The following is a 13,501-nucleotide window of genomic DNA, read 5'->3' as shown; positions in this document are numbered from 1 at the left end:
AGCCGCCTTATTGGCGACTGTTTTCTCATGTTTTTCACTTTGCAGGATCTTATAAACGACTATCCAAGATTAGATATTAGAGCAAAAAATAAAGGCACTCTACATAAGTAAAGTCACCTTAATGATTTCCATATTATTGAGAGTTATACAGCAACGCTTGGGCAATTCCTACAAAATATTCTGATTCACGAATAATATGGGTTAAAACCACTTTGGCTGTGGAATTGCTGCTTACGGCTGCACTTTCGGTTTTAATTTGTTCGCACAACTTGATAAACTCCAGGCTCTGCTTAAGGCAGTGAGACACTAATTGAAGGATCACCTGGTATAGCTCATTCGAGACTTGATTCCCTGATCTCACAACGGTTTCTATATATGAATAACCTGCTGGTGGGTTTCCGCCAGAGCCATTTCCCATTTTTTCAAAGCGTCAATAAACTGTGGTTCAAGATTCTTCACCAGCTCCCGAATCACAACGGTATGCTCTTCTTCCTGGTGTTTCCAAAACTCAGCCTCATCCAGTATTCTTAATGGCATCTGGTTCCCATAGTAAAATTGCATAGACATCCCCCCACTCAAATGTATGGGAGGAGACAAATAAATATTCTTACAGCTTAGTAAATCCCCTATTAGACGATATTTTTCCCATAAAAAATCTCGTCCATTTCCAGTTTAATTCTTTCGGTAATTTCAATATGCTCCTCAGGTGAAAGTTTGTCTTTCGTGTAGCCAAATAAATAGTGATTCAAATCGAATTCCCTTAACTTGCATTTCGTATGAAAAATATTCTCCTGATATACATTGACATCGATCATGTCAAATAAGTCACTAACATCTTCTGGGATATAGTTTTGAATTGAACTAATCTCGTGATCAATAAATAATTTATAGCCATCCTTATCCCGAGTAAACCCGCGGACACGATAATCAATGATCATGACGTCCGTTTCGAACGCACGGATTAAATAATGAAGCGCCTTAAGCGGAGAAATTTCACCACAAGTCGAAACATCGATATCCGCCCTAAAAGTACTGATTCCCTCATCTGGATGGTATTCAGGATATGTATGAACCGTAATATGGCTTTTATCTAACTGCATGACAACGGATTCCGGCAACGGTCCCGGAGATTCCTCGAAAACCTCAGAGGTTCCATGTTGAACTGGTGCCTCTGATACTAGAAGAGTGACACTTGCCCCCGCCGGCTCGAAATCTTGGCTAGCAATATTTAATACATGTGCTCCGATAATATCTGATACATTCTTTAAGATTTTTGTTAACCTTTCAGCACTATATTGATCGTCAATATACTGTAAATAAGCCTCCCGTTCTTCCTTCGTTCTTGTATAGCAGATATCGTACATATTGAAACTTAACGATTTTGTCAGGTTATTAAAACCGTGCAATTCAATCGCTTTCTCGTGTGTTAATTTCATAAACACATCCCCTTATAAAACTTTTTTATTAAGTTACCCAGATATAGTAGCTTCAATAATTACTATTTATTTACAACGTTATTTCATCCCCATTTGATAGACATTAAGGATGAGGTGAAAGGATGAAAAAACAGGTAAGTTTGTTGTTAATTTTTTTATTAGTACTGCCGGTTTTCACTCAGGCGAAGCCAATCGAGGATATGGTAAGTGTAGCCTTTATCAGGGAAGGGTATCTTTGGTTAAAAATGAATGGAGAGGAGAGAAAAATAACCCATGTTGGCTCAAAATATACCTATCAACCACAGTGGTCTCATGACGGCAAATGGGTTGCCTACCAGGTTGAATCTAAAAAGGAAGTTTCAGGGGAGAGCGAAAATCCAACGGAACTCTGGGTATACAATGTGGAAACGAAAAAACATAAACGAATTGCTATTGAGGGATATAATCCACAATGGTCTCCTGTTGAAACCCTTCTTGCGTTTAAAATCGGCGGGGTATTAAATATTTCCAATCTCGACCGATTTTACAATATTGCACTTGGTGTAGGAGATTTCGGGTGGCACCCAGATGGACGTTCTTTTATCGCGGCTTCAGGCGCATCCTTAAGGCCGGATGGCTGGACAAATCCTGTTCTTTTTAAAATTGGGTTAGAAAGGAATTTGGACGCATCCACCAGTTTAACCAAAAATGTGACCAAACTTTTTACAATCCCCAGTGAGTTAAAAAAGGGCAATGTTAGTTTGTTGGCGATTGATGCTACAAGGTTCCAGTTCTCTCCTGACGGAAAATGGATCTCCTTTATTGTCAGTCCAACAGCATCTTGGTCGATGGATAGTGATTTTGTCTGTATCATTTCGTCTGACGGTCAACATTTCGAGGTGCTTGATGAAACAAACGGTGAAGGAGTAGCTAAATGGGCACCTCATCTAAATCGCCTAGGATATATTGCAGGTGGCGGAAGGATTGTGTTTGGTTTTAAAAATAAGAACATGAAGGTGACGGAACTCCCTGCCTTTACCTCTATCAATTTGACTCCGAAATATTTTGCAGAGATGGGATTCACTTGGAAGGACGACCATTCACTATTAGTTTCAAGGGTAAAGGAAATGGAATGGTCGAACGACCCTAAAAAGCGACCTGATCCTTCACTATTTTTGATTAAGATAGGAAATCAACAGCAAGCGAAAATAACTAATCCACCTAGGGACTTTGGTGATTACAATCCAAGCTATCTATCATCGGTTAACAAGGTTACTTGGCTAAGAATTAAAGATGTGGCCGAAATAAAGAGAGATTTGTGGATTGGCGATACCGACGGTAAAAATGCAAAATTGTGGATTAAAAACATTCGGGAGTATAACTTTTTTGAAGATAGTAATAAAAAAAGTCCTTGAGCTGAAAACTCTAGGACTTTTCCTTTGAACTATTTTTCCTTGTTCTCCAACAATAACTCCATTTCTTCATCTGTCAATTCCCGATACTCCCCAAGTTCAAGTGTTTCGTCCAATTGAAGCGGGCCCATGGAAATCCTTTGCAAATAAACAACACGCTTCCCGACAGCCTGAAACATCCGCTTTACTTGGTGGAATTTCCCCTCCGTGATGGTGAGTTCGATGTCGGAGCGAATCCCTGATTTAAGGATTTTTAATTCACCTGGCTTTGTTTCGTACCCATCATCAAGCACTACTCCCCTTGCAAAGTCAGACACATCTTCCTCGGTGACTTCCCCGTCGATGACTGCAAAGTAGGTTTTAGGAACATGTTTTTTTGGCGAGAGTAAGCGATGAGCCAATTGACCGTCATTGGTAATCAACAGCAGGCCTTCTGTATCCTTGTCCAGTCTACCGACAGGGAACGGCTCATACACTTGATCTTCTAGTTCTAACAAATCAATGACTGTTTCACCAGCATAATCTTCCGTTGCAGAAAGCACACCTGGAGGCTTGTTCATCATTAGGTATATGAACTCTTTATATTCAATTACTTCACCGTTTAAGGTGACAGTTTGTGTATTGGGATCAACGTGCTGTTTGGCATCTTTTACCATTGTATCATCTACCTTAACAGCACCGCTTTTTAAAAGCTGCTTGACTTCTTTCCTGCTGCCGTACCCCAAATTGGCCAGCAATTTATCAATTCTCAACAGACTTCTTCCTTCCCGGAATTTTTAATTTTACCATGATCCGGTCGACTTTATCGCCAAATAAACGGCGGATCAGACTTGATTTTAAGCCAAAATAGAAATAAATTCCTGCCCCTGCCATAGCACTGACTAAAATAATGACCACTGCTTGCATTTTGGAAGCTGGAGATAAAAATAATAATAAACCTTTATACGTAAGCTCCGTTCCAATCCACATTAATCCTGCAAAAATAGCAATAAGTAGACTTCTTCGCCAGACAAACCGAAATTGATACCGGGAGTAGATTTTAATGACGATGATGTTGATAATAATAGCCGCCGAATAACCTAGTGTCGTAGCTAGGACAGCTCCTCTGGTTTCCATCAATTTGATCAAAGGAATATTTAAAGCTAATTTTATTAATAACCCAATCAGCAAACTTAATACTGTAAATCGCTGCTCATTAATCCCTTGAAGAATTGCCGCCGTAACAGAATACAAGGAAAAAAGAATGGCTACAGGAGCATATGCCCGTAAAACCTCCGTACCGATTGCATCGTGCTGATAAAATACAGTATAAACCGGCTCAGCAAGTAAAGACAGACCAATCGAAGCAGGTAAGGTAAGAAATAATAAAACCTGGAACGTCTGATTCAACTGATTAGTTAAGTTATCTCTATGGCCCTCCACAAACGATTTTGTGATACTCGGAACTAATGTTAATGAAAAGGCAGTTGCCAAGGATACTGGGATAATCACAATTTTGTGCGATTCAAAATTTAAAATAGAAAAAAACGACTCCGCTACTTTGGATTTGATCCCGATTTCTGCCATAGCTCTACTGAAGGTAAATTGGTCAATTGCCTGGAACAATGGGTTAGCAATCCCTACTAAAACAAACGGAAATGCATAAATAAAAATTTCTTTATATATTTCTTTCAACGACACATCCATCGTGCCTTTATCATGTTGCAACAGTTCGTCTAAATGCGGTTTCCGCTTATACCAGTACCAGAACAGTACGAGGAGTCCGCCAATGGCACCGATAAATGCAGCAAACGTTGCAACGCTGACTGCTGTTACCATTTTCCCATGAAACATATGCAGAACCACATAGGCCCCTAATAGAACAAATACGATCCTTACAATTTGTTCCACTACTTGTGACAAAGCGGACGGGCCCATTGATTGGTGCCCTTGAAAATATCCCCTAATCAAACTCATAAAAGGGACAACAATTAAGGCAAAGCTGACAGCTCGCATAACAGTCGTAACATCACTTAGATTGGCCTTTTCACCGTCAATACTCATTTCTGCTAAAGTCGGTGCAGCCAGATACATGATTAGAAAGGCAACAAAACCGGTTGCCAGCATAATCGCCAATCCGGATTTAAACAGCTTCCGTCCGACCGCATATTCCTCCAGTGCATTATATTTGGAGATAAATTTTGAGACCGCAAGCGGAACACCGGCTGTCGCAATACTGATAAAAATGGTATAAGGAACATAAGAAAATTGATATAAAACGGTCCCTTCCCGACCAACTATTTGAAAGAATGGAATAACGTAAATTAATCCGAGCACTTTGGAAAGAATCGTTCCAAAGGTTAAAATAAACGTCCCACGTAATAGCTTAGATTGCATAGAATCCCTTCCTACTCATCTGTGCACAAAAACATAAATGTGCACGTAATAAAAAATTCGACCTTTTTTGCACACTATTAGTAGTTTACAACTCTTTGTTCCCTGATGCCACTAACAACTTGATGATTTTTATTAAAATCTCGTGGCAATCGTTTTAATTCTGTGAGTTTTGTTTATAATGAAGTGAATCTACTTAAAGTTGGTGTAATTATGGAATTTGATGTAATTGTTATTGGCGGCGGTCCATCAGGATTAATGGCTGCTATTGCCGCAGGTGAAAAAGGCTCAACTGTCCTATTAATCGATAAAGGGGACAAGCTTGGCAGAAAGCTGGCCATTTCCGGGGGTGGCCGTTGTAACGTGACGAACCGGCTCCCTATCGAAGATATTATCAAGCATATCCCAGGCAATGGAAAATTTTTATACAGTGCATTTTCAATTTTTAATAATGAGGACATCATTCGCTTTTTTGAAAAGTTAGGTATTGCTCTTAAGGAAGAGGACCATGGCCGAATGTTCCCCGTATCCGATCAAGCACAGTCTGTTGTAGATGCGCTGTTAATTCAATTGGAAAAACTTCAGGTTAAAGTGTTTAAAAATTGTGCAGTCGGCGATATCCAATATGACGACGGACACGTTTCCTCTATAACATTACGTGATGGGCAAACCATAAAGGCAAAATCCATCGTGATTGCCGTTGGAGGAAAATCAGTCCCACACACCGGTTCGACTGGTGATGGCTATGCATGGGCTGAAAAAGCAGGACATACGGTTACCGAGCTGTTTCCAACGGAGGTGCCGGTTACTTCAAACGAACCATTTATCAAAAACAAAACTTTACAAGGCTTATCGTTGCGCGACATTGAATTAAGTGTCCTAAACCCAAAGGGAAAACCCATCATTTCTCATCGAATGGATATGATTTTCACTCATTTCGGTCTCAGCGGTCCGGCCGTTCTTCGGTGCAGCCAGTTTGTTGTAAAGGCAAAGAAAAAATGGAATCTCCCAGAAGTAATGATGAGCCTAGATGTTGTCCCAGACAAAACGGAGGTACTGGTTTTTCAAGATATTGTGAAACTCGTTAAGGCAGAGCCTAAGAAAAGTCTGAAAAACACGTTAAAAGGTCTTTTACCGGAACGATATCTGCTATTTCTACTGGAACATGTCGGTATTGATGTCTCCGAACAAGGCGGAACCATTTCCAATGAAAAAATCCGCCAGCTCGCTAAAGCCTGTAAGCATTTCACCATAAAAGTAAATGGTACTCTGCCACTGGAAAAGGCATTTGTTACCGGAGGCGGAGTCTCCGTAAAAGAAGTCGACCCGAAAACAATGGGTTCAAAACTTACGAACGGTTTATATTTTTGCGGAGAAATTCTTGATATCCACGGTTATACAGGAGGCTATAATATTACTTCTGCACTGGTTACTGGCAGATTGGCAGGTACAAATGCAGCCTTGTCTGCGAAAAAGAAGCGGGTCTGACTCATCAGGCCCGATAAATAATCATCGCTGAAAAGCAGTAAATTTGCTCCTCTTCATCCTCTTCAGGAAACGCTGCTACATTGTATTTAATGTCCAACAAACTCTTTTCTTCCAACCCTTTTAAAAATCGATTCATTTCTTTCTCTAAATCTTTCTCATGCTCCCTGTCAAATAATTTTACTTGAATCATGGTTTAACTCCCTCTCTCTTTTTTAGTAGTATAGGCAAATTTTCTAAGTATTAAAAATTAACTTCTGAATAAAGTTAAGACTTTTTTAAGTTTAAGGGAGTAATTTATATCCCATAAAGACAAAGCCATTTAAGAAGGGAGAAATCATAATTGGATAAAAAGAAGAAAATATCATGGGGTGTAAGTTTTGGAAGTCTAGCATTAGTTGCAGGAATGGTTTCCTATCTTGGCCTGACAAACGGATATAGCTCCAATAGCCAAACAACTTTAAATCAGGGGCAAGGCCAAGCAAGTACTAATTCTAATCAACCGCAGGGTAACTCCAACCTGCAGCAAGGTCAGGGACCTACCCAAGGTATTAGTGGAAAGCAATCCTCCCAATACAATCAACAAAGTCCTACTAATAATAACGGTTCATTTTTTGGTAATGACCAACAAGACTCCTCAGCATATAACAGTGATCAGCTAGACGGGTCTTATTATAGTAATGATCAACAAAGCGGGCAATTCTCGAGCGGCGGACCATCTTTTGGACACCATGGTGGATTTGACACCACTACGGGAGGCACTTGATGTTTACCTATCAATTTAACTCAATGAGTACACTTGTAAAAATATGTATCAATCGAGAAATGTTTGCAAATGATTTAATGCCAATCTATAAACTTTTTGAATTTATTGAAGATACGTGCAGCCGCTTTAAGCAAAATAGTGAACTTTCCAATTTGAATCGTCACTTGGATCAAGAGTTTCTTGTTTCAAATGAATTGTTTGCCCTATTAGCTAGAGCAGAAGAATTTTTCCAAGAAACAGATGGACTCTTTCATCCTGGTATTCTTGAAAACCTCGAAATAAATGGTTACGCAGATTCCATAGAAGTGATCCGGGGTCAGGATTTGGACATGCCATCTCTAGGCGTTGCAGCAGCTGTTCAAGTTCGGCCTTATACAATAAATGAAACGAAACAAACCGTTACACTTCATACAAAAATTGATCTTGGTGGTATTGCCAAGGGCTGGGTCATCGATCGCGCCACTGAGCTGTTGGACAAAATAGGCTTTGGTTTTATGAATGTCGGAGGGGATATTCGTATTTTTGGCACTCTGCCCCGTTCGTTGAATATCGGAATTGAAAATCCCTTTGAAGGATCATCCTTGTTGTCCTCCATTCAGATAAAAACTGGTGCCCTAGCCACTTCTACCTCTGCAAAAAGAAAATGGTCTGTAAATGGAAAACAGAAACATCATTTAATTGACCCAAGAACTGGTTTGCCTTCGGACAGTACAATTGTTTCAGCCACTGTCACTGCGCCAACAGCAGTTGAGGCTGATGTTTTAGCTAAGACGGTTCTGATTTTAGGAAAACATGAAGGAAAGGCTTTAATTCAAAAAAAAGGGGTAAAAGCAGTGTTAATCTTGGATAACGGAGAGATTTGGAAAGGAGCAGTTGAGGATGGAAATGTTTGAGTGGTATGTGATTAGAGCGACCGGAATCGTGGCTTTTCTCTTACTTTATGTATCTGTGATTACCGGGCTATATTCACAGATTCAAAAACAGCGAAAACAAAATATGTCAGGAACTTTATTTTTACATGAGGCCTTATCAGACTGGGCGCTTTATCTAACCTTTGGACATGTGGTGGTCACGTTAATGGACAAATATATGACCTTTAATCTGATCGAGGTTTTAATGCCATTTGCCACTGACTATAAACCAATCCCGATGTCCATTGGTATTATAGCGATGTACTTTTTAATCATGACGATCCTTACCTCTAAAGCCCGAAAAAAAATCGGCTTGCAAAAATGGCGCAAGCTGCATGCCCTTAACCCAATTATATATATATTTGTCATGTTACACTGGATCTTTATGGGGACTGATGTTCAGGGAACCATTTTAGCTGCCATAAATATAGTTCCGTTTATCCTAATCATATCCATGATGCGGGATAAACAAAGGCTCCCACAGGCTTCATAAAAAAACCGATTCTACAGAATCGGTTTTTTCACTATTCAACTTTTCCATTCCAAGCCAGCATTCCACCAATCATATTGCGGACTTTAAATCCCTGCTCCTGCAAGTAATAGCAGACATTTTCACTTCGACGGCTGGAGCGGCAAATGAAGATATATTCCTTATCTTTATTAAAATAATCTAAGTGAGCTGGGATATCTCCCATACGAATGTGTTTTGCCCCTGGTATCATACCCTCAACCACTTCTTCGTCTTCCCGTACATCAATAAGCTCAAGTTTTTCCCCCGCCTCAAGCTTTTGTTCTAATTCATCAGGTGTAATGATTTTAATTTCTTCCATTCTTTGTCCATCCCCTTTTTAGAAGAGCATCCTCCAAAAAGGAGGATGCAACATCCGTTAGTTCGCAACTATATTGACTAATTTCCCTGGAACGGTAATGACTTTACGGACTGTTTTTCCTTCAATTTGCTCTTTAACACGGTCATCACCCATGGCAATTCCTTCAAGAGCGTCCTTTGTTGCATCTGTTGGTACCATTAACTTTGCTTTCACTTTTCCGTTAACCTGAACAACAATTTCCACTTCATCATCCACGAGCTTTGCTTCGTCATAAGCTGGCCAAGCTTGATAAGAAATAGTTTCTGAGTGACCTAGCTTCTCCCAAAGCTCTTCAGCAACATGAGGGCAAACAGGAGACAATAATTTCACAAAGCCTTCCATGTATTGTTTTGGTAGCACAGTTGCTTTATAAGCCTCATTAATGAATACCATCATTTGTGATATCGCCGTATTGAAGCGTAAGCCTTCATAGTCCTCGGTTACTTTTTTAACCGTTAGATGATAGACTTTTTCTAGGCTAGAAGATTCTTCATTCTCTTGAATTTTTGGATTCAATTCTCCGTTTTCTTCGACCAATAGACGCCAGATTCTGTCAAGGAAACGTCTTGAACCGTCTAAGCCGTTCGTTGACCATGCGATAGAAGCATCAAGCGGGCCCATGAACATTTCGTAAAGTCGTAATGTATCGGCTCCATGGCTGTTAACAATATCATCAGGATTCACAACGTTACCTTTGGACTTACTCATCTTTTCGTTGTTTTCACCTAGAATCATTCCCTGGTTAAACAGCTTTTGGAATGGTTCTTTTGTTGATACCACGCCAAGATCATATAAGAATTTATGCCAGAAGCGAGCATATAATAGGTGAAGGACCGCATGTTCGGCACCACCAATGTAAAGATCAACCGGAAGCCATTGTTTTAATTTTTCTTCAGAAGCTAATGCCTGATCATTGGTTGGATCGATATAGCGCAAGTAATACCAGCAGCTGCCAGCCCATTGCGGCATGGTATTCGTTTCACGGCGGCCTTTTTTACCTGTTACAGGATCAACCACATTTACCCAATCAGCGATATTAGCAAGTGGTGATTCCCCAGTGCCTGACGGTTTGATTTCGGTTGTCATTGGCAATACCAATGGAAGCTGATCTTCCGGAACAGCAGTCGTAGTGCCATCTTCCCAATGAATAATTGGAATTGGCTCACCCCAGTACCGTTGGCGGCTAAACAGCCAATCACGAAGACGATAAGTTACTTTCTTCGTACCGATCCCTTTTTCTTCAAGCCAGGAAATCATTTTTTGAATCGCGTCCGTTTTATTTAAACCGTTTAAGAAGTCGGAGTTAACGTGCTCCCCATCACCGCTATAGGCTTCTTTTTCAACATCTCCACCGGCAACAACTTCTTTAATTGGCAGGTTAAATGTTTTGGCAAATTCATAGTCGCGCTCATCATGTGCCGGTACGGCCATAATTGCGCCGCTTCCATAGCTGACTAATACGTAATCGGCAATCCAAATCGGCATTTTCTCTCCATTTGCCGGGTTGATAGCATATGCCCCGGTAAATACACCTGTTTTTTCCTTGGCAAGGTCTGTACGCTCAAGGTCACTCTTTCTTTTAACCTCTTCTAAATAAGCATCAACAGCAGCCTTTTGTTCTGCGGTTGTTATTTTGTCCACTAATGCATGTTCAGGTGCCAAAACCGCATAGGTTGCCCCAAATAAGGTGTCAGGACGAGTAGTAAATACCGCAAAGTTTTCCTCATATCCCTCAATATTGAAGGTTACTTCAGCTCCTTCAGAACGGCCAATCCAATTGCGTTGCATTTCTTTTAAGCTTTCCGGCCAGTCAAGCTCTTCAAGATCTTCAAGTAACCGATCAGCGTAAGCAGTAATCTTTAACATCCACTGCTTCATCGGACGGCGTTCAACTGGATGTCCGCCCCGTTCACTTTTTCCGTCAATAACTTCCTCGTTTGCTAGTACTGTTCCAAGTGCAGGACACCAGTTAACCGCTACTTCATCGATATAGGCAAGGCCTTTTTCCCATAATTTAAGGAAAATCCACTGAGTCCATTTATAATAGCCAGGATCAGTTGTGTTGACTTCGCGGTCCCAATCGTAGGAAAATCCTAATGCTTTGATTTGTCTTCGGAAGGTATCAATATTTTTTGCCGTAAATTCTGCTGGATCATTGCCTGTATCTAATGCATACTGTTCAGCTGGCAATCCAAATGCATCCCAACCCATTGGATGAAGAACATTATAGCCTTGCATCCGTTTTAACCTAGATAAAATGTCTGTTGCGGTATAGCCTTCCGGGTGTCCCACGTGTAGACCTGCACCTGAAGGGTATGGAAACATGTCTAATGCATAAAACTTTCTTTTTCCAGGCTCTTCACTTGTTTTAAACGTCTTTTCTGTTTCCCACTTGTGCTGCCATTTCTTTTCGATTTGTTGATGGTCGAAACTCATAATCCTTTCCTCCTTAAAAATAAGGCTCTGTTAACTTGGTTGTTAATTTGCGCTCCAGGCACTTCGCTTTCCGTGGGCGGTCCGATGAGCCTCCTCAGCGCCTTAGCGCCTGGGGGTCTCACCTGCTCCGTACTCCCACTGGAGTCTACGTGCCTTCCGCTCCAATCAACAAGGGGTTCAAGAACAGCATTGCTCCTTAACACAGCCCAAATAAAAAAACCCTCATCCCCAAAAAGGGACGAGAGGATCTGTATGTATCTTCCCGCGGTACCACCCACATTAGTGTTGTAAACACTCGCTTCATAACCCTTAACGCGGGGTACGGCAAACATTACTAAATTCATGTTTGCAACTCCTAGGCGAGTTCATGATCTTCCCGGTTGACTTGCACCAGCCGCCAACTCTCTAAATGTCAGGAATTAACCACTACTACTCCTACTCACAGTCTTTCCATATAAAAGTATAAGATAATTTTAATTGTATTAAATTTTCTAATTGGATGCAAGTAAACATGTGCCTATTTACATACTTGACAACTTTTTGAGTCTATAAACTCGGATACTAAAAAAGTGCAGGAGCGTATCCTGCACTTTAGTCTGTATGGGAGCAAGACGGTAATACCTGTTCCTTTTTCAGAATTCGGTCATAGGTTAACGTAGTAATAATGGCAATAAGGAATAAACCGATCAGTACGGTAAACAGTACTGACATACTATAAAGATCCACCATCATCCCGCCAAGGACCGGCCCAATCATCCTACCTCCTGTACCGGTGCTGTTGACAATCCCCTGATAGAATCCTTCCCTGCCTTTTGGTGCCAAGCTAAAAGCTACCGTAGGAACGGCAGGCCAGACAAACATTTCCCCGATTGTTAAAATAATCATCGCGACAAGGAATCCTGAAAATGCAGTTGCCCTTCCCGCGATAATAAAAGAAACAATAAAAATGACCATCCCAATCAGCATTTGTCCCTTTAACGAGGTCCTGATATTATAAAGGATACCATTTAATACTGGCTGCCCTATAACAATAAGCGCTCCGTTAATGGTCCAAAGCAAACTATAATGTGACAGAGAAATATGAATCTCTTGGGTATAGGAAGCAATGGTGGTCGTCCATTGATTATAGGCAACCCAGCATAACAGGTAACCTAGGCATAATATTAATAACGGCTGAAGTTGGCCGTTATTTTTAAGAGGTTGACCTGAACCTTGATTATGATCATGCTTGATGGACTCATCCGTTATTCCTCTGTAGCCAAAAACAGCAATCAACATGAATACAATAAACATCAGGGTATTTGCCAAGAAAATGTATTCAAATGAATAATCAGCCACAATTCCGCCAAGTGCTGCTCCTACTGCAACACCAACATTTTGTGCGACATAAAGCGCATTAAAGGTTTTTCGGCCGCCTTCTTTCCAAACTGAGCCTGCCATCGCATACATCGATGGAAATATAATCCCAGTTCCAAAACCAATAATCGTTAAGAAGATCACATACACCGGCCACCCATGCCAAAAGGTTAGACCCAATAGTGCAATTAATGAGATGCCGATTCCGAGTATAATGGATTTATAGCCGCCGATTTTATCGAATAAATGTCCACCATATAAGTTACCAATCACATTGGCACCAGAGTTTATCATTAGAACAATCCCTGAAACAGATAAAGATTTTCCTAAATGGTTATGAAGATAGATTGTATTTAAAGGCCATAAAAAAGAAGAGCCAATAGTATTCACCGCCATCCCAAGAACTAAAAGCCATATGGCACGAGGCATGAAAAACGCTCCTTTATTCTGTAAAAATATTTCGTTACCCTAGGTAATT

Annotated in this window: 12 protein-coding genes, 1 pseudogene and 1 other annotated feature; of the genes and pseudogenes, 5 read left to right on the top strand and 8 right to left on the bottom strand. The window is 40.6% G+C overall.

Annotated elements, in window-relative coordinates:
• Window positions 1-133: 133 nt before the first annotated feature.
• Window positions 134-561: pseudogene (locus V7083_RS01010) on the bottom strand (DUF2935 domain-containing protein).
• Between the two features lie 68 nt (window positions 562-629).
• On the bottom strand, window positions 630-1,436 hold the full coding sequence (gene speD / locus V7083_RS01005) for an adenosylmethionine decarboxylase (RefSeq protein ID WP_335474426.1): 807 nt from the start codon (window positions 1,434-1,436) through the stop codon (window positions 630-632).
• A 122-nt stretch (window positions 1,437-1,558) separates the two neighbouring features.
• Between speD and V7083_RS01000 the strand changes: the two genes are divergently transcribed.
• Window positions 1,559-2,830 carry a TolB domain-containing protein gene (locus V7083_RS01000; protein WP_335474424.1) on the top strand — a complete coding sequence of 424 codons (1,272 nt, stop codon included), beginning with the start codon at window positions 1,559-1,561 and terminating at the stop codon, window positions 2,828-2,830.
• A 29-nt stretch (window positions 2,831-2,859) separates the two neighbouring features.
• Here the strand turns inward: V7083_RS01000 and V7083_RS00995 are convergent, their stop codons facing one another.
• Together V7083_RS00995 and V7083_RS00990 are read right to left on the bottom strand one after the other, a co-directional pair.
• Window positions 2,860-3,579, bottom strand: coding sequence for a pseudouridine synthase (locus V7083_RS00995; protein ID WP_335474421.1), 720 nt, complete (start codon window positions 3,577-3,579; stop codon window positions 2,860-2,862).
• Window positions 3,569-5,203, bottom strand: coding sequence for a putative polysaccharide biosynthesis protein (locus V7083_RS00990; protein WP_335474419.1), 1,635 nt, complete (start codon window positions 5,201-5,203; stop codon window positions 3,569-3,571). The genes V7083_RS00995 and V7083_RS00990 overlap by 11 nt, the downstream gene beginning before the upstream one ends.
• Window positions 5,204-5,413: 210 nt before the next feature.
• On the opposite strand from V7083_RS00990, the gene V7083_RS00985 reads away from it, so the two are divergent.
• Window positions 5,414-6,688, top strand: a complete 1,275-nt coding sequence (locus V7083_RS00985; protein ID WP_335474417.1) for an NAD(P)/FAD-dependent oxidoreductase — start codon at window positions 5,414-5,416, stop codon at window positions 6,686-6,688.
• A gap of 4 nt (window positions 6,689-6,692) precedes the next feature.
• Here the strand turns inward: V7083_RS00985 and V7083_RS00980 are convergent, their stop codons facing one another.
• Window positions 6,693-6,878, bottom strand: coding sequence for a sporulation protein Cse60 (locus tag V7083_RS00980; RefSeq protein ID WP_335474415.1), 186 nt, complete (start codon window positions 6,876-6,878; stop codon window positions 6,693-6,695).
• A 150-nt stretch (window positions 6,879-7,028) separates the two neighbouring features.
• Between V7083_RS00980 and V7083_RS00975 the strand changes: the two genes are divergently transcribed.
• From V7083_RS00975 to V7083_RS00965, 3 genes are read left to right on the top strand one after another with little or no spacing between them, the layout of a single operon-like run.
• Window positions 7,029-7,451, top strand: coding sequence for a hypothetical protein (locus tag V7083_RS00975; protein WP_335474413.1), 423 nt, complete (start codon window positions 7,029-7,031; stop codon window positions 7,449-7,451).
• Window positions 7,451-8,344 carry an FAD:protein FMN transferase gene (locus V7083_RS00970; RefSeq protein WP_335474411.1) on the top strand — a complete coding sequence of 298 codons (894 nt, stop codon included), beginning with the start codon at window positions 7,451-7,453 and terminating at the stop codon, window positions 8,342-8,344. Before V7083_RS00975 ends, V7083_RS00970 begins: the two co-directional genes overlap by 1 nt.
• On the top strand, window positions 8,331-8,855 hold the full coding sequence (locus V7083_RS00965; protein ID WP_335474409.1) for a ferric reductase-like transmembrane domain-containing protein: 525 nt from the start codon (window positions 8,331-8,333) through the stop codon (window positions 8,853-8,855). The genes V7083_RS00970 and V7083_RS00965 overlap by 14 nt, the downstream gene beginning before the upstream one ends.
• Before the next feature lie 31 nt (window positions 8,856-8,886).
• Here V7083_RS00965 and V7083_RS00960 read toward each other — a convergent pair whose 3' ends face one another.
• The 3 genes from V7083_RS00960 to V7083_RS00950 all read right to left on the bottom strand — a co-directional run bounded on the left by V7083_RS00960 (window position 8,887) and on the right by V7083_RS00950 (window position 13,452).
• Window positions 8,887-9,192 carry a rhodanese-like domain-containing protein gene (locus V7083_RS00960; protein WP_335474407.1) on the bottom strand — a complete coding sequence of 102 codons (306 nt, stop codon included), beginning with the start codon at window positions 9,190-9,192 and terminating at the stop codon, window positions 8,887-8,889.
• Between the two features lie 57 nt (window positions 9,193-9,249).
• Window positions 9,250-11,667, bottom strand: a complete 2,418-nt coding sequence (leuS, locus tag V7083_RS00955) for a leucine--tRNA ligase (protein ID WP_335474405.1) — start codon at window positions 11,665-11,667, stop codon at window positions 9,250-9,252.
• 231 nt (window positions 11,668-11,898) lie between these two features.
• Window positions 11,899-12,119 (bottom strand) — a binding site (T-box leader).
• A 139-nt stretch (window positions 12,120-12,258) separates the two neighbouring features.
• On the bottom strand, window positions 12,259-13,452 hold the full coding sequence (locus V7083_RS00950; protein WP_335474404.1) for an MDR family MFS transporter: 1,194 nt from the start codon (window positions 13,450-13,452) through the stop codon (window positions 12,259-12,261).
• Between the last annotated feature and the right edge of the window lie 49 nt (window positions 13,453-13,501).

The sequence above is a fragment of the Bacillus sp. JJ1764 genome (assembly GCF_036962145.1).
Classification (GTDB): domain Bacteria; phylum Bacillota; class Bacilli; order Bacillales; family Cytobacillaceae; genus Neobacillus.
The sequence above is the reverse complement of the archived record's forward strand: the minus strand, read 5'-3'. Positions and strand labels throughout refer to the sequence as shown.

Bases quoted from the DNA above. Each gene is read 5' to 3' on its own strand.
- V7083_RS00960 (WP_335474407.1), bottom strand. From the start codon at position 9,192: ATGGAAGAAATTAAAATCATTACACCTGATGAATTAGAACAAAAGCTT.
- V7083_RS00985 (WP_335474417.1), top strand. From the start codon at position 5,414: ATGGAATTTGATGTAATTGTTATTGGCGGCGGTCCATCAGGATTAATG.
- V7083_RS00990 (WP_335474419.1), bottom strand. From the start codon at position 5,203: ATGCAATCTAAGCTATTACGTGGGACGTTTATTTTAACCTTTGGAACG.
- V7083_RS00970 (WP_335474411.1), top strand. From the start codon at position 7,451: ATGTTTACCTATCAATTTAACTCAATGAGTACACTTGTAAAAATATGT.
- V7083_RS01000 (WP_335474424.1), top strand. From the start codon at position 1,559: ATGAAAAAACAGGTAAGTTTGTTGTTAATTTTTTTATTAGTACTGCCG.
- V7083_RS00965 (WP_335474409.1), top strand. From the start codon at position 8,331: ATGGAAATGTTTGAGTGGTATGTGATTAGAGCGACCGGAATCGTGGCT.
- V7083_RS00950 (WP_335474404.1), bottom strand. From the start codon at position 13,452: ATGCCTCGTGCCATATGGCTTTTAGTTCTTGGGATGGCGGTGAATACT.
- V7083_RS00980 (WP_335474415.1), bottom strand. From the start codon at position 6,878: ATGATTCAAGTAAAATTATTTGACAGGGAGCATGAGAAAGATTTAGAG.
- speD (WP_335474426.1), bottom strand. From the start codon at position 1,436: ATGAAATTAACACACGAGAAAGCGATTGAATTGCACGGTTTTAATAAC.
- leuS (WP_335474405.1), bottom strand. From the start codon at position 11,667: ATGAGTTTCGACCATCAACAAATCGAAAAGAAATGGCAGCACAAGTGG.